Annotated in this window: 17 protein-coding genes; 4 read left to right on the plus strand and 13 right to left on the minus strand. The window is 67.9% G+C overall.

Annotation, left to right across the window (positions count from 1 at the left end; all coding sequences use genetic code 11):
* The 3 genes from A5736_RS17060 to mshB all read right to left on the minus strand — a co-directional run.
* On the minus strand, positions 1–2,126 hold a 2,126-nt coding region (locus A5736_RS17060), incomplete at its 3' end, for a bifunctional FO biosynthesis protein CofGH (RefSeq protein ID WP_076247581.1).
* Positions 2,127–2,227: 101 nt separating this feature from the next.
* Positions 2,228–2,689, minus strand: coding sequence for a hypothetical protein (locus A5736_RS17065; protein ID WP_076127805.1), 462 nt, complete (start codon positions 2,687–2,689; stop codon positions 2,228–2,230).
* Positions 2,690–2,781: 92 nt separating this feature from the next.
* The gene (gene mshB / locus A5736_RS17070; protein ID WP_076127803.1) at positions 2,782–3,684 is read right to left on the minus strand and encodes an N-acetyl-1-D-myo-inositol-2-amino-2-deoxy-alpha-D-glucopyranoside deacetylase; all 903 of its coding nucleotides are present in this window, start codon (positions 3,682–3,684) and stop codon (positions 2,782–2,784) included.
* Positions 3,685–3,771: 87 nt separating this feature from the next.
* On the opposite strand from mshB, the gene A5736_RS17075 reads away from it, so the two are divergent.
* A complete protein-coding gene (locus A5736_RS17075) occupies positions 3,772–4,383 on the plus strand; it encodes a TetR/AcrR family transcriptional regulator (protein ID WP_076057789.1) in 612 nt (203 codons plus the stop codon).
* A 7-nt stretch (positions 4,384–4,390) separates the two neighbouring features.
* Here A5736_RS17075 and A5736_RS17080 read toward each other — a convergent pair whose 3' ends face one another.
* From A5736_RS17080 to A5736_RS17120, 9 genes are all read right to left on the minus strand, one after another.
* The gene (locus A5736_RS17080) at positions 4,391–6,325 is read right to left on the minus strand and encodes an ABC transporter family substrate-binding protein (protein ID WP_175611312.1); all 1,935 of its coding nucleotides are present in this window, start codon (positions 6,323–6,325) and stop codon (positions 4,391–4,393) included.
* A gap of 46 nt (positions 6,326–6,371) precedes the next feature.
* Complete coding sequence (typA, locus tag A5736_RS17085; RefSeq protein WP_076127795.1) at positions 6,372–8,258, minus strand: translational GTPase TypA; 1,887 nt, start codon at positions 8,256–8,258, stop codon at positions 6,372–6,374.
* Between the two features lie 139 nt (positions 8,259–8,397).
* Positions 8,398–9,126, minus strand: a complete 729-nt coding sequence (gene narI / locus A5736_RS17090) for a respiratory nitrate reductase subunit gamma (protein ID WP_076247514.1) — start codon at positions 9,124–9,126, stop codon at positions 8,398–8,400.
* Between the two features lie 11 nt (positions 9,127–9,137).
* Positions 9,138–9,803: a nitrate reductase molybdenum cofactor assembly chaperone gene (gene narJ, locus A5736_RS17095; protein ID WP_076247515.1), complete on the minus strand. Its 666-nt coding sequence runs from the start codon at positions 9,801–9,803 to the stop codon at positions 9,138–9,140.
* Between the two features lie 2 nt (positions 9,804–9,805).
* The gene (gene narH, locus A5736_RS17100; RefSeq protein WP_076127787.1) at positions 9,806–11,479 is read right to left on the minus strand and encodes a nitrate reductase subunit beta; all 1,674 of its coding nucleotides are present in this window, start codon (positions 11,477–11,479) and stop codon (positions 9,806–9,808) included.
* Positions 11,479–15,153 carry a nitrate reductase subunit alpha gene (locus A5736_RS17105; protein WP_076247517.1) on the minus strand — a complete coding sequence of 1,225 codons (3,675 nt, stop codon included), beginning with the start codon at positions 15,151–15,153 and terminating at the stop codon, positions 11,479–11,481. Before A5736_RS17105 ends, narH begins: the two co-directional genes overlap by 1 nt.
* Before the next feature lie 402 nt (positions 15,154–15,555).
* Positions 15,556–15,960: a (deoxy)nucleoside triphosphate pyrophosphohydrolase gene (locus A5736_RS17110; RefSeq protein WP_076127782.1), complete on the minus strand. Its 405-nt coding sequence runs from the start codon at positions 15,958–15,960 to the stop codon at positions 15,556–15,558.
* 41 nt (positions 15,961–16,001) lie between these two features.
* On the minus strand, positions 16,002–16,271 hold the full coding sequence (locus A5736_RS17115; RefSeq protein WP_139333376.1) for a hypothetical protein: 270 nt from the start codon (positions 16,269–16,271) through the stop codon (positions 16,002–16,004).
* A gap of 253 nt (positions 16,272–16,524) precedes the next feature.
* On the minus strand, positions 16,525–17,025 hold the full coding sequence (locus A5736_RS17120) for a nitroreductase family deazaflavin-dependent oxidoreductase (RefSeq protein ID WP_076247583.1): 501 nt from the start codon (positions 17,023–17,025) through the stop codon (positions 16,525–16,527).
* A 73-nt stretch (positions 17,026–17,098) separates the two neighbouring features.
* On the opposite strand from A5736_RS17120, the gene A5736_RS17125 reads away from it, so the two are divergent.
* Entirely contained in the window at positions 17,099–17,383 is a 285-nt protein-coding gene (locus A5736_RS17125) for a 4a-hydroxytetrahydrobiopterin dehydratase (RefSeq protein ID WP_076127780.1), read from the plus strand.
* Here the strand turns inward: A5736_RS17125 and A5736_RS17130 are convergent.
* Positions 17,380–18,696, minus strand: coding sequence for a mannosyltransferase (locus A5736_RS17130; RefSeq protein ID WP_076247518.1), 1,317 nt, complete (start codon positions 18,694–18,696; stop codon positions 17,380–17,382). The two genes, A5736_RS17125 and A5736_RS17130, sit on opposite strands and share 4 nt — an antisense overlap.
* 94 nt (positions 18,697–18,790) lie before the next feature.
* Here A5736_RS17130 and A5736_RS17135 point away from each other — a divergent pair, with 94 nt between their 5' ends.
* Both A5736_RS17135 and A5736_RS17140 read left to right on the plus strand, forming a co-directional pair.
* Positions 18,791–19,468 carry a hypothetical protein gene (locus tag A5736_RS17135; RefSeq protein ID WP_076127772.1) on the plus strand — a complete coding sequence of 226 codons (678 nt, stop codon included), beginning with the start codon at positions 18,791–18,793 and terminating at the stop codon, positions 19,466–19,468.
* A gap of 1 nt (position 19,469) precedes the next feature.
* Positions 19,470–20,531, plus strand: coding sequence for a hypothetical protein (locus A5736_RS17140; RefSeq protein ID WP_139333383.1), 1,062 nt, complete (start codon positions 19,470–19,472; stop codon positions 20,529–20,531).
* Positions 20,532–20,548: the final 17 nt, after the last annotated feature.

Below are 20,548 nucleotides of genomic sequence, written 5' to 3' on the forward strand. Positions count from 1 at the left end.
TCGATCCACATCGACGTCGGCAGCTTGCCCTTGGTGAGCACCCAGCGCACCTCGTCGTCGAGGATCTCGGCGGCGGTACCGGGGATGGTGTCCAGCCCGGCCTCCCGCAGGCTGATCAGCCACTCGCGGACGCTCAACCCGCTCTTGGTCACGCCGTTGGCGATCTCCATCGGGGAGAACGCGTGCACGTGCATCGACGGGACGCGAGCCTTGACGGCGCGCACCAGATCGGCGTAGCCGGTGACCGGCAGCTCGGGGTCGATCCCGCCCTGCATGCAGACCTCGGTCGCGCCCTCGACGTGTGCCTCCCAGGCGCGGTCGGCGACCTCGTCGGTGGACAACGAGTACGCGTCGGCGTCGCCCTTGCGCTGCGCGAATGCGCAGAATCGGCAGCCGGTATAGCAGATGTTGGTGAAATTGATGTTGCGGTTCACCACGAACGTCACGTCGTCGCCGACCACGTCACGACGTAGCGAATCGGCCAGTGCGGCAACCGCTTCCAGTGCGGCACCGTCGGCCGTCGCCAGCGCCAGGTACTCGTCGTCGGTGCAGCCGGCGGGATCGCGTTCGGCCGACCGCAGCGCGGCAAGCACGTCGGTGTCGATGCGCTCGGGGGCGTGCGCGGCGAGCTCGTGCACGTGCGCGCGGATCGATTCCCAATCGCCGAAGGCGCTATCGAGATCGCTGCGCGCCTCGGTGTTGCGGCCCTCGGAGTCGATCGCCGCATTGAGGTCGACCCGGCCGGAGGACTCGACATCGTCGGGCTCCTGCCAGGGCATGCCGACCGGATTGACGTCGCGGGCGAGGCCGGTCGCCGGATCGGCCAGCGCCACAACGTGTCCCCGTACCCGTGGGTCGATCCACGCGGCGCCCGCCTGGACGTATTTGGGCTGCGCGGTCAACCGCTGCACCAAGTCGTATCCGGCTTCGGCGGTCACGGCGGCCAGCTCGTCCAAGGCGGGCCAGGGCCGTTCCGGGTTGACGTGGTCGGGCGTCAACGGCGACACCCCGCCCCAGTCGTCGACCCCGGCGGCCACCAGTGCCAGGCACTCCTCGCGCGACACCAGATTCGGCGGCGCCTGGATGCGCATGCCGGGACCCAACACCAATCGCGCGACCGCCACCGTCGCCAGGTAATCCTCGATCCCAGCGTCGGGGAAGCCGGCCATCGCGGTGTGTTCCTTGGCCCGGAAATTCTGCACGATCACTTCCTGAACATGCCCGAACTCCTTGTGCGACTTGCGAATCGCGTGCAAGGTGTCGGCCCGTTCGGGCAACGTCTCCCCGATACCCACGAGCAGTCCGGTGGTGAACGGAATGGACAGCCGGCCCGCATCGGTCAACGTGCGCAACCGAACCGCCGGGTCTTTGTCCGGGCTGCCGTAGTGCGCCAGCCCTTTCGTCTCGAACAGCCGCCGCGACGTCGTCTCGAGCATCATGCCCATCGACGGGGCCACCGGCTTCAGCCGCGACATCTCCGACCAGCTCATCACCCCGGGGTTCAGGTGGGGCAGCAGACCGGTCTCCTCCAGCACCCGGATCGCCATCGCCCGCACGTAGGACAGGGTGGAGTCGTAGCCCCGCTCACCGAGCCAGTCGCGCGCCTCGGGCCAGCGGTCCTCGGGCCGGTCCCCCAGCGTGAATAGCGCTTCCTTGCAACCGAGTTCGGCCCCGCGGCGGGCTACGTCGAGGATCTCGTCGGGCTCCATGTACATGCCGACGCCCTGGGCGCGCAGCCTGCCCGGAACCGTGACAAATGTGCAGTAGTGGCAGCTGTCCCGGCACAAGTGAGTGACCGGGATGAACACCTTCCGCGAATAGGTGATCGGCAACCGGCCGCCGGGGCCACGCCGACCGGCCGACTCCAGGCCCGCGTCCCGCACTCGCGCCGCGCTGGCGCACAAGTCGGCCAGGTCCGCTCCGCGCGCGGTCATCGCGACGGCCGCCTCGTCGATGTTCAGCGCGACCCCGTCCCGGGCCCGCCGCAACACCCGCCGCAGCGCCGACCGACTGGCCTTGGGCGGAATGACGGGGCTAGGCAGAGCGGCGGGCTCCGGAGGCACCGGTGTCAGTGGCACGTTTGTGTAACTTCCCCACGATCGAATTTCATCCACGCGTCCCAACATTTTTGGAAGCTTGGCAACCATGGCGGGTGCCCTTTGCGCAACAGTAGCGCCAGGCGCCGCCCGGCCCGCGCTCGCATTCCCGGCCGGAATCTCGTCGACGCTCAGCGGTGCATGCTGTACCGCCACAGCACCCATACCGGCGGCACCACGCCCAGCACGATCAGGATCAACGCCCCATATGCCATCAACCCCTTGCCGCCCAGGATGACGTCGTCGGCGGGACCGCCCATGCTGATCGCGGCCACCGTCAGCAGCCACGTCCACAGCGGCAACGCGGCCACGCGTGGCGAACTCGTCCAGCGCCCCGCGGCCCAGACCAGGGCGGCGTTGATCAATCCACTGATCAATCCGCTGATGGGAAAGGGGACCGTGCCGATATAGAACGGCAGCAGCAGAGCCCCGGCTAGTGCGGACAACACCCCGTCGACAGCCAACAGCGCCAGGACAACGACGCGAATAGCGGGGTCTGTCGTGCCGCTGTCTTCGACAGACGCGGCGCGCGGCCTGGTTTCGGTCAGGTCGGGACGCTGTCGATATTGGAGAGGATGGAGCCGAGTACCCACTGCAAGCTGTCCAGGCGGTCCTGCCAGTGCTGCAGGTTAGGGTCCAGGTCGGGGTCCATGCGAATTCCTTCCGTGGCTGCCTGGTTGGCAGCCTACCGCGTGCCGAATCCGTTGAAACCCAGTCCCGCGAGCAGATCCGTCTCCCAGCCGCGCTCATCGCGATCTCCCGCGGATCCCGCAGCCAGCACGTAATGCTCTTGCGCCAGTATCGGGAGCGCCATGTTGTTCGACAGGGCACACACTCGGCCGGTCGGGCCGACCACCACCTGGGTGGCGTGCGCGGCGAGCGCCGCCGACTTGGCCGCGAGCGCGTCCGAGCCGGCCTCGACCACGGCGTCGATATCGGAATCCGCATATCCGAAGTCGAACTCCTCCGCGGGCGGGATCGTCCACCCCGGCAGCAGATCATCGGGCTGCAGGGCGCGCCAGCCCGCCACGAAAGCGCTCGCCGCGATGACCGCCCAGTAGAACTTCGGGACCGTCCATGGCTCGCCGGGGTAGTCGCCGGTCCCCGCCGCCGCGACGGCGGCCGAGGTGACCGTGTGGGTGCGGATGTGGTCGGGATGCCCGTAGCCGCCGTTGGGGTCGTAGGTCACCACGACGTGGGGCCGCTGCTCGCGAATGATCGCGACCAGCGCCCCGACCGCTTCGCGTTCGTCGGCGTCGATGAACCGCTGCTGTCGCCGCTTTGCGGTCCCGGCCATCCCGGAGTCGCGCCAGCGGCCCGCGCCGCCGAGATAGGTCGGTCCGCCGATGCCGAGCTCGCGCAGCGCCGCGGTTAGCTCACCGATTCGGTACCCGCCGAGTTGGTCCGCGTGATCGACGGCGAGCCGGGCCCAGTGGTCGCCGATGACCTCGCCCTCCTCGCCGAGGGTGCAGGTGACGACGCTTACCTGTGCGCCGCGGGCGGCGTAGTGGGCGATGGTGGCCCCGTTGCTGAGGCTCTCGTCGTCGGGATGCGCGTGGACGAACAGCAGCCGCGGGGTCTCAGGCATGGACGCACCCTACCCGCGGCGCCGAGTTGATAGCCGTTGTTCCACCTGGCCGCGGTGAATAGGAACGCGGACGGCTACTATCGAGTAATGGCCCAGCTCACACCAGCCCGCAACGGCAGCCGCAGCCGCCGGCGGGGCGAAGTCCTGGAACGTGCCCTCTATGAGGCCACGTTGGCCGAACTGACCGAAGTCGGTTACGGCGGGCTGACGATGGAAGGGATTGCGGCGCGCGCCCACACGGGCAAGGCGGCGCTGTACCGTCGCTGGGCCACCAAGTGCGAGCTGGTGCACGCCGCGCTGGTTTTCGCGCTGCCGCCGGTCCCCGAGCCGCGGTCGGGCCGCCCGGCCAGGGACAACCTGCTGGCGATGTTCACCTCCCACCGCGACATGCTGGCCGGCAAGACCGACTTTCCGGGCCTCTACGTTGTCCAGCAGCTGCTCCACGAACCCGAGATGCGGGCCATCTTCGCCGACGCCGTCGTGAGCCCGCGATTGAAAATCATCGAATCGATCCTGCAAGCCGCGGTCGACTCCGGCGACATCGACCCGGCCACGATCACCCCGCTGACCGCGCGGATCGGACCGGCGTTGATCAACCAACACTTCCTGCTCACCGGGGAACCGCCGAATCGGCGGGAGCTGGCACTCATCGTCGACACCGTGATCCCGGCACGGGCGCCGGCGGCGGCCGTCGACTAGGAGGCCGTCACGGCCCGGTTTTGATCCATTCGCCGGCGTCGCCGACGATGCCGACCGGTACTGCGCCCGACAGGCTGACGTTCCGGACGCTCGGTCCGGCCGCAACGATCGTCGTGTCCTGCAGGATCGGCAACACGGTCGACATGTTCCACAGCCGCGGTTCGACCGCCGTGATCACGTCGTTGATGCTCTTGGTGCCGTTGAGGGCGGCGTCGATGTTCGACTGGATGCTGCGATCGCAGATCCCGGTGAGGTTCGACGGCGCCTGCACGAGCGCGCCGGGGTCGGGTGCGCGACTGGGTGGGGTCGACGTCGGCGTCGTGGCGGAGGGGCTTGGCGGGGCGGGCGACGTGGGCCCGGGAGGACTGGAGGGACCGGTGGAGGCCGCATTGGTGGGCGTGTTGGCGGTCGGCACCGTCGTCGACTGCAGCGCGGGGCAGCCGTAGCGCGAGGCCAGCAGGGTCGCCAGGTTTCCGCCCGCTTGGTGCCATCCGACGATAGCGTCCACCTGGTTGTTGTTCAGCGCGTCGCGATACAGCGTCACCGGGTCCAGCGCCAGCACAGTCGCGGCGATCCCGACGTTGCGCAGCTGATCGGCGGCGGTATTGGCCACGGCGACCGCGGTCGGGTCGTTCGCGGCGACCCCGATGACGAGCGACAGCTGCTGGCCGTCCTTGCTGATCCGCCCCCGAATGACTTCGGGCGGCCCGGTGCTCACCGGCGGCGTCGCGCTGGGCGGCGGCGGCACCGGCGACGCCGAGGTGCTGCTCTCGATTTGGTATCCGGACGACGTCAGCAGGGCCAGCGCCGCCGGCGTCGTCATCGCGGGAGGCGCGGTTGGCTCATAGCCCGGGTCGCTGGGCGAGCGGATCTGGGCCTGCGCCAGCGTGACGGTGTTGTCGCTGCCGGCGCCGACGGCGGCGAGCAGGTCGACGTCGAGCAGCCCCAGGATCGCCTTGCGGACCTGCGTGTCGGACAGCTTGGGCTCGTTGGCGCGCAGGGTGAGCTGCATGACCCGCGGTGTGACGATCCGCGCCGTCCGCACGTCGGGGATGGCGGACAGCTGCGCGAAGGCCGCGGACCCGCCGTGCACCTGGGCCACCTGGGTATCGCCGTTGCGCACCGAGTCGGCCAGCGCCGCCGGCGCCCCGGCGCGGCGGAACAGGATCAGTGCGGGCTTGGCCGGCGGACCCCAGTAGCGGTCGTTGCGGGCGATCAGGATCTCGTCGCGCTGCGGGTCGATGTTCTCGACGCGGAACTGCCCGCCGGTGACCGGCAGGGCCCGCGCCAGCCCGGCCGCGAAACCGCCCGGCACGTCCTTGACGATGTGCGCGGGCAGGATGTCGCTGAACAGCTCCTTCCACGCCGGGTAGGGCTGCGCGAAGGTCACCACCGCCTGCTTGCCGCCCTCGAGCGACTGCACGCCGGTGATGAGGTCGTAGCCGGCGGGATCGACGACCCCCGGCTGACTGACCATCTGATGCCACAGGTACCAGAAGTCGTCGGCGGCGATCGGGGCGTTGTCGGTCCATTGCGCCTCGGGCCGGATCTTGTAGGTCACCGTGAACGGGTTCTGGTTGGTCACCTCCGCCGACACCAACAGCGTGGGATCCATCTCCCAGCGCGAACCCGTCGGCGTCCCGGGATCGGGCACCGGCCGAAATGCGCTGGGCAGCACCAGCGAGCTGATCGCCGCGTTCACCGGGGACAGATCGGACAGCAGATGCGGGTTGAACCCGGCACCGATCGAGTCGATGCCCATGATGATCTGGGTGGGCCGCTGCGGCGGCGGCGCCGAGTTGTGCGGCGTATCGGTGCTTTGCGGTGCCGGCGGCGGGCTGACCGTGCACGCCGCCAGCGCCAACCCGGCGAGCGAAACAACGGCGACCATCGAGACGCCGAGCTTCGCGAAGAAACGGCGGGGGCGTCTCGGCACGCCCATCAGGGTATCGAGCACCCGCCCAGCAACGCGCCCGACCACGAGCGGCCTAACCCCTGGCCTTCGCCCGCGCCCGGCCGCGGGCCCGGGAGGTGGCGTCCAGCTCGACCTTTCGTACTCGCACCACCTCGGGAGTCACCTCGACGCATTCGTCGGGTGCGCAGAATTCCATGGCCCGTTCCAGATCGAGCTCGAGCGGCTTGGCCAGCGTCTCGATGACGTCGGCGGTCGACGACCGCATGTTGGTGAGTTTCTTCTCGCGGGTGACGTTGATGTCGAGATCCTCTGGGCGCGGGTTGATTCCGACGACCATGCCTTCGTAGGTGTCCTGCCCGGGTTCGACGAAGAACTGCCCGCGATCGGCGAGCTGCAGTAGCGCGAACGGCGTGATGGTGCCGGAACGATCGGACACCAGCGACCCCGTGTGCCGGGCCCGGATCTCCCCCGCCCACGGCCGGTACCCGTCGAACACCGCATGGCCGACGCCGGTGCCGCGGGTCTCGGTCAGGAAGTCGGTGCGCCAGCCGATCAGGCCGCGGCTGGGAACGACGAAATCCATGCGCACCCAGCCGGTGGTGTGGTTGGCCATCTCCACCATGCGGCCCTTGCGCGCGGCCATGAGTTGCGTGACCGCCCCGACGTACTCCTCCGGGCAGTCGACGGTCATGGCCTCGAACGGCTCGTGCAGCTTGCCGTCGATGGTCTTGGTGACCACCTGCGGCTTGCCCACCGTCAATTCGAAGCCCTCGCGGCGCATCTGTTCGACCAGCACGGCCAGCGCCAGCTCGCCGCGCCCCTGCACCTCCCATGCGTCGGGCACGCCGATGTCGACCACGCGGATCGACACGTTGCCCACCAATTCGGCGTCCAGCCGGTTGCGCACCATGCGCGCGGTCAGCTTGTGCCCGGACACCTTGCCGGCCAGCGGCGAGGTGTTGGTTCCGATGGTCACCGAGATCGCCGGCTCGTCCACCGTAATCCGCGGCAGCGCAACGGGATTCGCCAAGTCGGCTAGCGTGTCGCCGATCATGATCTCCGGCAGGCCGGCGACGGCGACGATATCGCCCGCGATGGCCTCGTCGGTCGGGCTGCGTTCGACGCCCTCGGTGGCCAGCAGCTCGGTGATCTTCGCGGTTGCGATGGTCTCCTGGCCGTCCACTTCGCGGATCCACGCCACCTGCTGGCCCTTGCGGATGCGCCCGTTATAGATGCGGATCAGCGCCAGCCGGCCCAGGAAGCTCGACGCGTCGAGGTTGGTGACCAGGGCCTGCAGCGGCGCGTCCGGGTCGCCCTTGGGCTCCGGCACGTACTTTTCCAGGACCTCGAACAGCGGGTCCAGGTTCGAGCCGTCGGGGACCTGGCCATCGGGCGGCTGCGTGGTGCTGGCCACCCCGGCCCGTCCGGACGCGTACAGCGTCGGCAGGCCCAGGGCGTGCTCGGCGGCCGCGGCGGCCTCGTCGTCGAGATCCGAGGCGACATCGAGCAACAGGTCGTGGCTGGCCTCGACGACCTCGTCGATGCGCGCATCGGGCCGGTCCGTCTTGTTCACCACGAGAATCACCGGGAGGTGGGCGGCCAGCGCCTTGCGCAGCACGAACCGGGTTTGCGGCAGCGGGCCCTCGGACGCGTCGACCAGCAACAGCACCCCGTCCACCATGGACAGCCCGCGCTCCACCTCGCCACCGAAATCGGCGTGGCCCGGGGTGTCGATCACGTTGATCACCGTGACGGTCCCATCCGGGTCATGGCGGTGCACGGCGGTGTTCTTGGCCAGGATGGTGATGCCTTTTTCCCGTTCCAGGTCGCCAGTGTCCATCACGCGTTCCTGCACTTCACCGCGTTCATGCAGCGCGCCGGACTGCCGCAGCATCGCGTCGACCAGCGTGGTCTTGCCGTGGTCCACGTGGGCGACGATGGCGACATTGCGAAATGGCACGTCGGTGATTCTGGCAGCGGGGGCTTCAGATAGCGAACTGGCGGATGCTCGACCGCCCCGCGGCGTTGAGTGTGCGGTGACGGCGGTGAGTGTGCATTGGCGTCGCCCTAGGTGCACAACCAAAGCCCGGGAGGCGCACTCACCAGCCGCGGCGCCGCGGTGCCGCGCTGATCAGTTCTTTGTCGGCCACTTCCCGGGTCCGGTACACGATGTAAGGGCGGAACAGGTAGGCGACCGGCGCGCTGAACGCGTGCACCAGTCGGGTGAACGGCCACAGGGCAAACAGCGCAAGCGCGATGAACACGTGAATTTGGTAGTAGAACGCGGCGTGCGCCATCAGATCCCCCCGCGGATCGAGGATCCAGATCGACCGGAACCAGACCGACACCTTCTGCCGGTAGTCGTGCAGCTCGCCGAAGTGGGTGGCCCCGGCCAGGGTGCAGCACAGCCCCGCCACCAGCGCGCACACCAGCACCAGATACATCAGCTTGTCGTTGCGGGTGGTGGCCAAGAACACCGCCCCGTACCTGCGCCGCCGGTAGATCAGCAACCCGATGCCGATCAGGGTGGCAAAGCCGGCGGGCACGCCGAGCAACAACGCCTGCAGGTGATAGATGTGATCGCTCATCCCGACCGCGCGGGTCCACGATTCCGGAATGAACAGCCCCATGACGTGGCCCATGATCACCAGCAGGCTGCCGAAGTGAAACAGCGGGCTGCCGATCGACAGCAACTTTGACTCGTAAAGCTGCGACGAACGGGTGGTCCACCCGAACTTGTCGTAGCGATACCGCCACCAGGTGCCGACCGCCGCGACCGACAGCGCGACGTAAGGCACGTCGTCCCAGAAGATCTCGACCAATTTCATGTGAACCACGGTCAGCCTCTTTCGGTCCGCTTCGGCGGGACGGTCAGGGTAAACGGTTGCAGCCCAACGGCTTCCGCGGGAGGACCGGCCTTCGCCAGCCGTTCCGCGCGGCGCGCCTCCTGATCGGTTGCGCCCGGCAGCGTTTCGCAAACCGCCGCCACGGCGTGCCGGTACGGCGACTCGGCTTGCGCCAGCGCCCCGTGCAATACGTCGATCGGGACCCGGTGCTCGGTGAGCAGCCGCCGGCCCGCCTCGGGATCGACGGTCGCGGCGAATTCCAGCACGACGGGTAGGTGATCCGGGGCCTCCTTTCGCGGCGGCTCGACACCCGCGTCCCGGTAAGCGCTGGCGAACACCAGCATCTCCCTGCCGCGGTTACGGGTATCGCCGGCGGTCCAGTAGGTGAGGTACATCGTTGCGCGGCGGCGCAAGTCGAAGGTCTCGACATACTCCGCGGCGGCGGTCATCGGGTCGCGGCCGCGCAGCGCGACAAGCGTCCGTTCGAGCAGCGCCGCCGCGGGCCCGCTGATGTGGTCCAGCAGCTCGCTCACGGTGGCCAAGCGCTGCGCCTGCCCATCGTCGGGATAGGCCAGCAACAGCGAGGCCGCCTGCCACACCAGTCGGTCCTGCATCTCCCGGGAGGTCCCGCGCTCGGAGATCTTGGACAACAACCTCATCGCTACCCCGGATCTTCGTTGGAATCGGGGAACAGGCCCGCGGGTGCGCCGTTGCCGTCCCAGTTGAGCAGGTTGATCCTGGAGCGGCCGCCGCCGCCCGTGCCACCAGTCCCGGCGACGGCACCCGTCTGGCGCTGTTGCAGGGCGTGGAAGGTTTCCACGGCGATCGGGACCGGCGCGCCGCTGCCCTCGCCGAACGGTCCTGATTCGTACATGCCCGGCCCTCCCTCGAACGACAACGAGCACCCCATCTCGTCGGCCATCGCGGCGGCGGGCACGTCGGCCACGTATGACGTCGGAATCACGTAGCGCTCTTCGTATTTGGCGACCGCGAGCAGCCGGTACATGTTGTAGATCTGTTCTTCGGTCATCCCGACGGCATGCGGGATGTGCGGTTGCGTCTCACGGCCGAGGTTGATGTCGCGCATGTACGACCGCATCGCGGCCAGCCGCTTCAGCACCCCGGCGACCACTTCGGTGTCGCCCGCGGTGAACAGCTCGGCCAGGTACTGGATGGGGATGCGCAGCGCTTCGAGGGCGCCGAACAGGTTGCCCAGGTCCTCGCCGTCGTGGCCGTCATGGCTGACCGCGTCGACCACCGGTGACAGCGGTGGGATGTACCAAACCATCGGCATGGTCCGGTATTCCGGGTGCAGGGGAAGCGCCACCCGGTAGGTGTTGATCAGCGCGTAGACCGGTGACCGCTGCGCCGCTTCGATCCACTCATCTGCGATGCCCTCCGCCCGCGCGGCGGCGATCACCTCGGGATCGTTGGGGTCCAACAGGATCCGGCGCTGCGCCTCGTAGAGGTCCGTGTCGTTTTCCACCGACGCCGCCTCCAGCACGCGGTCCACGTCGTAGAGCACCAGCCCCAGATAGCGCAGGCGTCCCACGCAGGTTTCCGAGCACACCGTGGGCAGGCCGACCTCGATGCGCGGATAGCACAGTGTGCACTTCTCGGCCTTGCCGGTCTTGTGGTTGAAATACACCTTCTTGTAAGGACATCCGGACACGCACATCCGCCAGCCCCGGCAGCGATCCTGGTCGACGAGAACGATGCCGTCCTCGCTGCGCTTGTACATCGCGCCCGACGGGCAGGAGGCCACGCACGACGGGTTCAGGCAGTGCTCGCAGATCCGCGGCAGGTAGAACATGAAGGTCTCTTCGAGCTTGAGCTTGACCTCTTGGCTGACCTTCTTCAAAACCGGGTCGTTGGGCACGATCTCCGGCGAGCCCGCGAGGTTGTCGTCCCAGTTCGATCCCCAGGACACCTTCATCGGTTCGCCGGTGATCTGGCTGCGCGGCGCGGCCGTGGGGAAGGTGTCGCCGGCCGGGGCCTGGGTCAGGTTTTCGTAGTCGTAGGTCCACGGCTCGTAGTAGTCGTCGATGGTGGGCAGCTTGGGATTGGCGAAGATGCGCAGCAACTTGTTGATGCGGCCGCCGTCGCGCAGCCGCAACCGGCCCCTCTTGTCGCGAACCCAACCGCCGCGCCAGCGATCCTGGTCCTCATAGGTGCGCGGATAACCCACTCCCGGACGGGTTTCGACGTTGTTGAACCACACGTACTCGGTGCCCGCGCGGTTGGTCCAGGCCTGCTTGCAAGTCACCGAGCAGGTGTGGCAGCCGATGCATTTGTCGAGGTTCATCACCATCGCCATCTGCGCCATGACCTTCACTAGTAGGTCACCTCCTGGCTGCGACGGCGTACCACGGTCACCTCGTCGCGCTGGTTGCCGGTGGGGCCGAGGTAGTTGAAGGCGAACGCGTGCTGGCCGTAGCCGCCGGCCAGGTGACTGGGCTTGATCCGCACCCGCGTCAGCGCGTTGTGGTTGCCGCCGCGCTTGTTGTTGGTCTCGGTGCGCGGCATGTCAACCGTGCGCTCCTGCACGTGGTAGACGAACACCACGCCGTCGGGCATGCGGTGGCTGACGATGGCCCGGCACACATAGATGCCGTTGGCGTTGCTCGCCTCGACCCAATCGTTATCGCGCACTTTGATTTTCGCCGCGTCCCCCGGACTCATCCACATCGTCGGGCCGCCGCGAGACAGCGACAGCATGTACAGGTTGTCCTGGTAGGTCGAATGGAACGACCACTTCGAGTGCGGCGTCAAATAGCGCACGGTGAGGCCGATTCCGTCGTATCCGAGCTCGGGCTGGTTGAACAGCCGCGCCATGTCCAGCGGCGGTCGGTACACGGGCAGCTGTTCGCCGAGCTCTTCCACCCAATCGTGGGCGAGATAGAAGTGCATCCGCCCGGTGAGCGTGTGGAACGGTTTGAGGTGCTCGATGTTGATCGTGAACGGCGCGTAGCGGCGTCCGCCGGTCTCGCTACCGGACCACTCCGGGCTGGTGATCACCGGGACCGGGCGAGCCTGGGTGTCGGCGTAGGTGATCCGCCGTTCCTCACTGCCCTCGGCCAGGTGCGCCAGCCGTTGCCCGGTGCGCTTCTCCAGTTCGAGGAAACCCTCGACTGCCAGGCGCCCGTTGCACGTCCCGGACAGGGCGAGGATGACGTCAGCCATCCGCGCGGCCGTGGTGATCGCCGGACGGCCCGCTGCCGCACCGGAATTCATCACCCCGAACTTCGCGGCCAGCTCGCTGATCTCGCGGAACGGATGGACGGTGTAGCCCTTCACGGTCATGCCGAACTGGTCGACGAGCGGGCCCAGGGTCACCCATTTGTCGTAGATCGCCGCGTAGTCGCGTTCCACCACAGTGAGTTTGCTCATCGTCCTGCCCGGCACGGGCACGTCGCCGGTGCGCAGCCAATTGCGTTCGGTGCCATCGGGATACGCCATCGCATCCGGCGTGTCGTGCTGCAGCGCGGTCAGGACGACGTCGTTGCGCGTGCCCAGATGCTTCCGGGCCATGGCGCTGAAGGCGCGGGCGATGGCGCCGAATGCCTCGAAGTCCGAACGTGTTTCCCACGGCGGGTCGATCGCTGGGGAAAACGCGTGCACGTACGGGTGCATGTCGGTGCTGGACAGGTCGTTCTTCTCGTACCACGTCGCGGCGGGCAACACCACGTCCGATACCAGAGTCGTCGACGTCATCCGGAAGTCGATCGACATCATCAAATCCAGCTTGCCCTCGGGAATTTCCCGGTGCGCGGCCACATCCACGGGCCGCACGCCGTCGGCGGGCGCCTCGCATTGCACGTTGGAGTCCGTGCCCAGCAGATGTTTGAGGAAGTACTCGCCGCCCTTGCCCGACGAGCCGATCAGGTTCGACCGCCAGACCGACAGCACGCGCGGCCAGTTGACGGGATCGTCGGGATCGGTGATCGATAGCTTCAGCTTGCGCTGGGCGAGCTGTTCGGCGACGTACTCGGTGACGTCGCGCCCCGCCTGGGTTGCCTCGTCGGCGACATCGAGGCTGGAGCGGTCGAACTGCGGATAGAACGGGCTCCAGCCCATCGCCGTCGCCGAGGCCAACAGGTCAATCGTGTGCTGGTCGTCGAACTTGCCGCGGCCCAGCGGGCTGGACAGCTTGTCCGCCCCATAGGTGTCGTAGCGCCACTGGTCGGTGTGCGCATACCAGTACGAGGCGCCGGGCACCTGCCGCGGTGGCCGCGACCAGTCGGTGGCATTCGCCATCGTCTGCCAGCCGGTCAACGGGCGCACCTTCTCCTGGCCGACGTAGTGCGCCCATCCGCCGCCGTTGCGCCCCATCGACCCGGTCAACATCAGCAGCGCCAGCACCGAGCGATACATGACGTCGCTGTGGAACCAGTGGCAGATGCCGCCACCCATGATCACCATGGAACGTCCGCCGGATTCCTCTGCGTTGCGGGCGAATTCCTTGGCGACCCGAATCGCTTGCGCGGCAGGCACACCGGTGATCGGTTCCTGCCAGGCCGGGGTGTTCTGCTGGCTGGGGTCGTCGTAACCGGTCGGCCATTCGCCGGGAAGACCGTCGCGCTGCACCGCGTAATGGGCCAGCATCAGGTCGAACACCGTGCACACCTGGTGCTCGCCGACGCGGCGCACCGGCACGCCGCGGTGCACCGTCTCCCCGTGGCCGTCGATCGTGTCGAAGCTGGGCAGTTCGACCAGTTGAACGTCCTGCGTGCCCGCAACGCTCAGCGCCGGGACAACTGGGCCCAGGTCGAGGTTCCATTTCCCGACGCCGTCCTCACCGAACCGGAATCCCAGGGAGCCGTGCGGCACGACGACCCGGTCGGTGACCTCGTCGACCAGGGCGGGTTTGAACGTCGCGTTCTCGACTTCCTCGCCGATGTCGGCCGCGGTCAGGAACTTGCCGGGCACTAGCGAGTCGCCGCGCCGCTCCAGCTTGATCAGGAACGGCAGGTCGGTGTAGCGGCGAACATAGTCGACGAAGAACGGAACCTGCTTGCGCACATAGCATTCCGAGAGAATGACGTGGCCCATCGCCATCGCCAGTGCGGCATCGGTTCCGGCGGCGCAGCGTATCCACTCGTCGGCGAACTTGGTGTTGTCGGCGTAATCCGGGCTCACCACAACGACTTTGGTGCCCCGATAGCGAGCCTCGGCCATCCAGTGCGCGTCCGGGGTTCGGGTGATCGGGACATTGGAACCCCACATCATCAAATACGACGCGTCCCACCAATCCCCGGACTCGGGCACATCGGTCTGGTCTCCGAACACCTGCGGCGAGGCCACCGGCAGGTCGGCATACCAGTCGTAGAACGAGGTCATCACCCCGCCCAGCAGCGAAACGAATCGCGAACCCGCCGCATGGCTGACCATCGACATGGCCGGAATCGGCGTGAAGCCGGCGACCCGGTCCGGGCCGTACGTCTTGATGGTGTGCACGTGGGCCGCGGCGATCAGCTCGGTCGCCTCGGCCCAGGTCACCCGGACCAGCCCGCCCTTGCCGCGGGCCTGTTGGTAGCGGCGACGACGTTCCGGATCGGCCTGGATATCCGCCCACGCGAGCACGGGGTCACCGAGCCGCGCCTTGGCCTCACGGAACATCTCGACCAGCACGCCCCGCGCATACGGATAGCGCACCCGCGTGGGCGAATAGCTGTACCAGGAGAACGACGCGCCCCGGGGGCAGCCACGCGGCTCGTATTCGGGGCGGTCGGGGCCCACCGACGGGTAGTCGGTCTGCTGGGTTTCCCACGTGATGATCCCGTCCTTGACGTAGATCTTCCACGAGCACGATCCGGTGCAGTTGACCCCGTGCGTGGAGCGGACCACCTTGTCGTGGCTCCACCGGTCGCGGTAGAACACGTCACCTTCGCGGCCGCCCTCGCGCGTGACGGTGCGCAGATCGGCGGAGAACTCGCCGGGCGTGAAGAAACGCCCACTACGCTCCAACAACTCCTCGAGCGGTCCACCAACGTGAGGTGTGGCAGTCAAACGGTAAACCCCCTACTCAAAACAACGGCGTGTCTCGCTGCTGGGTTCGAATGCGGTAGTCCGCCCGCGCGATCCGCACAATCGGCAATCGCGTGTCCGACGGCGTTGGCGACCCGCGCGCTGGGCGGCAATCGACCCTCAGCGTAGGTCCCGGATGACCGTCCTACCACATCGACCACGCGGGGCCTGTGAGTAGAAATTACTGCCATCGACGTGGGGTTTCCGTATTCGCGTACGCCGGATCACGGCGTGGAAACAGCGCCCACGCCGTCGGGCCAACCATCGGGATCGCTACCGGCATGCAAATCGAGGTTAGGGTCTATTTGAGCTTGTTAGCTTCCAGTTTCACGCGTGTCTGCTGCAATAGCGCTGTACGTTCCCTGCGGAGAAACTGTGGACTCGTCAGGAGCTTGCTCGCAGCGCCCGAATCAGGTCCGCTAACCAGGCCCGGTCGGCCGGCACCCAATCGACGTCATGCAGTTCGTACGCCGTCACCCAACGCAGCGCCCGATGGTCATGCGGGTGCGGTTCCCCGCCGAGCAACCGCACGCGGTACGCCCGCAGCGTCGTCATGCCGTCCAGCGCAATGTCGTCGCCGAGGCGGTCGCCCACCGCGACATCGCCGACGTCGAGACCAAGCTCCTCGGCCAATTCGCGGGCCAGCGCGTCGCGCTCGGTCTCGCCGGTCGCCACCTTGCCGCCGGGCAGCTCCCAGCGGCCGGCCAGCTCCGGCGGCCGGACGCGTTGCGCCACCAAGAGCGTCGAGCCGGCGATGACTGCCCCGGCGACGACGATCTGGGTCGGCATGGCCAGTCACGGTATACCGCCCGTCGAGGGCGCGGCTGGACTTACCTAATGCTGCGGTTGGCCGGGGTGGCGGCGAGACCCGCCCAGATTCCCTGCTCTAGCTGTGCCTCCATCGCCGGGCCCCCGGGCGGAGCTGTCTGTTGGCAGCCACAGCCGAGCGCGCCGAATGGATTCGGGTCGGTGCCGGTTTGATTCGCGTCGGCCCGGGCGGTTGCCGCGCCCCCAACGCCGACGCCGAGAACGACGGCGGCGCCGACGATAATTTTGGTGATCACCCGGTGGTGATGGGTCGTCATGTCATCCTCTTTCATCAGTCTTCCGTGAAATCCCCGCGCCTGGATGCTCCGCCGCCGGGCCACACCCCACGAACCCACCATTTCGTGTCCTTTGTTGGTGTGCAACGCGATTGGCTGATTACATAGACGCTTCATGCTTTTGATTGATTCGACGCCCGTGCGCTGAGATGGTTCCGAATCCTGAGAAAACGCAAAGTGTCACGTGACAAGCAGGTCAAACAGGCCTGCGCCGCAACGCATTTACGAGGGAGAGTCAGCTACGCGTCGGTCATTGCCGGGTGAGGACGAATGCCTCGATGTGGCGGTCGCCCGCCCGTGCTTCGTACTTCGCCCAGCCCGGATAGAGCTCAACGCCTCTGGCCCAGATCTCGTCTCGCTCGCTTGGCGTGGCACGTCGTGCGGTGCCCTGCCAGGTGTCGCCCTCGATGGATACCGTGGCTTGCGGGTTGGCCTTCAGGTTGTGATACCAGGCCGGGTGTTTTGCGCCGCCCCAGTTGGAGGCGATGAGGGCTAGGCCGTCGGGGTGCGGAATTCCGTACACCGCGACGGTGCGGGGTTCGCCGGACTTGGCGCCCTTCGTGGTGAGGATGACCACCGGTACACCGGTGGCGATCCCGGCGAAACTACGTCGGCCGCCGGTGACCTTGGTGATGAGTTGGTCGAGGCGGTTCGCGGTCGGCCGCAGAAGGGCCACACCGACTTTCGTGGCCGCAAAGGTTCGCATCACCCGATGGAAGGCACTGGCATCCTCGAACGACCGCTGTGGCATGGTGACATTCTTGCCCAAACGCGGCGCCGTTACGACCCCGAACAACGGTTGGCGCGCGGAGTATGTTCGGGGTATGGCTGTGTTAACGGATGAGCAAGTAGACGCCGCACTGCCCGACCTCGACGGCTGGGAGCGTGCCGAGGGTGCCCTACGCCGGTCGATAAAGTTTCCGAGCTTTCTGGCCGGCATCGACGCGGTGCGTCGGGTCGCCGAGCACGCCGAGAGCAAGGATCATCACCCTGATATCGATATTCGTTGGCGGACAGTGACTTTCGCTCTGGTGACGCATTCCGAGGGCGGTATCACCAAGAACGACATCGACATGGCGCGCGATATCGACGGGATCGTCGCGGACTAACCGGGCGACGAAGCGGCCCGCTCGGCGGGCTGCGCAGAAGCCTGCCCTTCGGAGGGGACGGCGCGGCGGCCGGCGACAGCGACCCAGATCAGGGTCGCCAGCGCGGCCACGATGTAGACCAGCCCGGCCCACGCCAGATACCACGGGCGGCCGAGTTGCCAAATGGTCGGCTGCGCGAAGCTCAGCAGCCACGGCACGCCAACGATGGTGAGCCCCAACCAACCCCAGCCCACAATCGATGCGCCGGGCCATCGGCGCACCGGCCCGTGAATCGCCCAGATCATCAGCGGGACCAACCACACCCAGTGATGGGTCCACGAAATCGGCGAGAGCAGCAGCCCGAACAACTCGACCACCAGGAGCTTGCCCAGCCGATCGGAGGGGTCCAGCGCCCGCCACGCGAGGACGGCCAGGACTGCCGTGACGGCGATGGCGGCCAGCACAAGCGGACCGAAGCCGGCGTCGTGGCCCAGGATCCGCGAAATGCCGCCACGCCAGGACTGATTGAACGAGGTGGCGATGGGCCCGACCCGGCGCGCGTCGCCCAGCAGGTCGGTGAAGTAGTAGCGCGCCTGATCGCCGACGACGAGTAGCGATATCCCGACGGTGCCAAGGAAGACGACCGCGGAGGTCACCGCCGCGCCGACGCGCCGGACGCCGAGGAGGTAGACACCGGCGATCGCCGGTGTGAGCTTGATCCCGGACGCCACGCCGACCAACAGTCCCGATAGCCACCACCGTGTGGTGCAGGCGGCCCAGAGCACCCCGATCATCAGCAGCACATTGATCTGCCCGTAGTCGAAGGTGCTGCGCAACGGCTCGATCCAGATGCTGACGGCCGTCCAGGCCATCGCGACGCGCCGGCTGCCCCCGCCCAGCAACCGTTGGCTGATCCGAATCGCGCCGTACAACGCCGCGATCGTCGCGATCTGCCACAGGAAAGCCACGAGGCCAAACGGCAACAGGTGCAGGGGGTAAAAGACGACGGCCGCAAACGGCGGATAGGTGAACGGGAGCGGGAAGTCCGGCGTCTGATCGGCGTACGTGTAGCCGTACAGGCTGCCGGGGTGGTCGATAGCCGCCGCGCCGCCGAGGTAGACGTGCAAGTCGACGAAGTTCGCCCCGTGGGGTGCCAGGTATGTCCAGGCGAGGCGCGCGGCGACGCTGACGGCTAGCAGCACCGGCGCGGCCGCGACGAGCAGATTCGCCAGCCGCCGGGTGTTCGATGCCGCCGGGGCGGCCGAGGTGGCGTCTATCCGCCCGACTTTAGCGATCGACGCAGACGCTCGATCACCGCCGTCACACGTATCCATAACGATCGAATAAATGCCACACGTGTCACTTGAGTCACACCAGCATCAACGTACCTTCAGGCCGGGACCTGTCGTCGATAACTCAGGGAGAGTCATGCCAACCATCTGGACCTACATGCGGGCATCCGCCGTTCTGGTCGGTTCGTCCGCCGCGCTACTCACGGGCGGTATCGCCCACGCCGACCCCGTGCCGGCGGACCCAGTACCCAACATTCCGCAACAGCTGATCGCTTCTGCGGCCAACGCGCCGCAGATTCTGCAAAACCTCGCAACCGCACTCGGGGCGACCCCGCCGGCCACACCGGCGGCTCCCGGTATCACCTTTCCGGGACTGACTCCGGCCGCGGCCGCGCCCGCGGCGTCGTCTCCGGCTGCTATCCCGTCCCTTCCCGGGATCACGGCGCCGGCAGCCACCTCACCCATAGCGCCCGCGGCTACCTCCGCACTCCCGGGGCTCAACTCGATCCCAGGGTTGGCACCGGCGGCACCGGCGGCGCCCGCCGTGCCGGCGGCTCCGACGATTCCGGGCCTGCCGGTTTCGATCCCGGGCGTGCCGGCAACTCCGGCCGTTCCGGCGGCACCGGCGACTCCGGCGGCGAGGGTGAACATGCCGGCACTGCCGGGCTTACCGCTGAATGTGCCACCGCAGCTTTCGCTTCCGGGCGACCTGTCGGCGCTGGCCAACGGCGGCGTCCCGGGTGCCCCGGCAGCGGCGGCACCGGCAGCACCGGCACCGCTTACCCCGCCGTCGCTGCTTTCCGCCCTGCCCTGAGCTGCCCACTAGACAGCTCACCCACCACCTAGGACCGGAGGACACCGTGGCAAGCACTTGGAATCTGTCCAAAGGTTTGGCCGCTGTCGCCACGGCGTCGGTTGCCGCGTTCGGGCTCTGCCCGAGCGCGGCGGCCGACCCGGCGGCGCCACAGCCGACACCGCAACCGAACTCCGCTCAGCAGTTACCCGGCCTGCCGGCGTTATCGCAGCTGAGCCCGATCATCCAGCAGGCGGCCAGCAATCCCGCGCAAGCGACGCAGCTGCTCATGGCCGCGGCACAGGCATTCGCCCACAATCCGACCGCGCCGACCGAGTCCAAGAACGTGGCCGCGTCGGTGAACCAGTTCGTCCGAGAGCCCGGCGCGCCGGATGCCGTCGCCCCGGCGGATACCGGACCGGTGCCACACGTGCCACCGGAGGGTGTCGTGCCCGGCGTGCAAGCGCACCTGCCGACGGGCGTCGATCCCGTCCGCGCGGCGGGTCCGGCTCCGGCCTCAGCACCCGTCGCCACCCCACCCGTCGCCACCCCGCCCGCGCCGGTGGCAGCACCGGCCTCACCGGCGCCCGACGCCGCGGCGCCAGCCCCCGACCCCGCACCGGCAGCGGCTGCTGCGCCGGCCGCGCCCGCGGCGGCTCCCGGTTTCGGCCCTGACGCCCCGCCGACGCAGGACTTCATGTACCCCTCGATCGGCACCAATTGCCTTGCGGACGGCACCAGTTCGATCGCGACCGCGCTCTCGGTGGCGGGGCCGACCAAGATTCCGACGCCGGGCCCCGCGGCCGGCCAGACGGCCTACGTGTTCACCGCCGTCGGGACCCCCGGGCCCGCCGAGGTGCAGAAGCTGCCGTTGAACGTCACCTGGGTGAACCTGACCACGGGCAAGTCAGGGAGCGTCACCCTCACGCCACGCAACGACATCAACCCGGACGGTCCGACGACCTTGACGGCGATCGCCGATACGGGGTCGGGCAGCATCATGTCGACGATCTTCGGACAGGTCACTACCAAAGAAAAGCAGTGTCAGTTCATGCCCACCATCGGCTCGACGGTGGTGCCTTAGCACCACCCGACCGTCAC

This window comes from Mycobacterium sp. SP-6446 (assembly GCF_001954045.1).
In the GTDB taxonomy this organism is placed as follows: Bacteria; Actinomycetota; Actinomycetes; order Mycobacteriales; family Mycobacteriaceae; genus Mycobacterium.

Excerpts from the sequence above, each read along its gene's own strand:
- mshB (WP_076127803.1), bottom strand. The coding sequence starts at position 3,684 with ATGCCTGAGACCCCGCGGCTGCTGTTCGTCCACGCGCATCCCGACGAC.
- A5736_RS17075 (WP_076057789.1), top strand. The coding sequence starts at position 3,772 with ATGGCCCAGCTCACACCAGCCCGCAACGGCAGCCGCAGCCGCCGGCGG.
- A5736_RS17080 (WP_175611312.1), bottom strand. The coding sequence starts at position 6,325 with ATGGGCGTGCCGAGACGCCCCCGCCGTTTCTTCGCGAAGCTCGGCGTC.
- narI (WP_076247514.1), bottom strand. The coding sequence starts at position 9,126 with ATGAAATTGGTCGAGATCTTCTGGGACGACGTGCCTTACGTCGCGCTG.
- narJ (WP_076247515.1), bottom strand. The coding sequence starts at position 9,803 with ATGAGGTTGTTGTCCAAGATCTCCGAGCGCGGGACCTCCCGGGAGATG.
- A5736_RS17110 (WP_076127782.1), bottom strand. The coding sequence starts at position 15,960 with ATGCCGACCCAGATCGTCGTCGCCGGGGCAGTCATCGCCGGCTCGACG.
- A5736_RS17115 (WP_139333376.1), bottom strand. The coding sequence starts at position 16,271 with ATGAAAGAGGATGACATGACGACCCATCACCACCGGGTGATCACCAAA.
- A5736_RS17120 (WP_076247583.1), bottom strand. The coding sequence starts at position 17,025 with ATGCCACAGCGGTCGTTCGAGGATGCCAGTGCCTTCCATCGGGTGATG.
- A5736_RS17125 (WP_076127780.1), top strand. The coding sequence starts at position 17,099 with ATGGCTGTGTTAACGGATGAGCAAGTAGACGCCGCACTGCCCGACCTC.
- A5736_RS17130 (WP_076247518.1), bottom strand. The coding sequence starts at position 18,696 with ATGGATACGTGTGACGGCGGTGATCGAGCGTCTGCGTCGATCGCTAAA.
- A5736_RS17135 (WP_076127772.1), top strand. The coding sequence starts at position 18,791 with ATGCCAACCATCTGGACCTACATGCGGGCATCCGCCGTTCTGGTCGGT.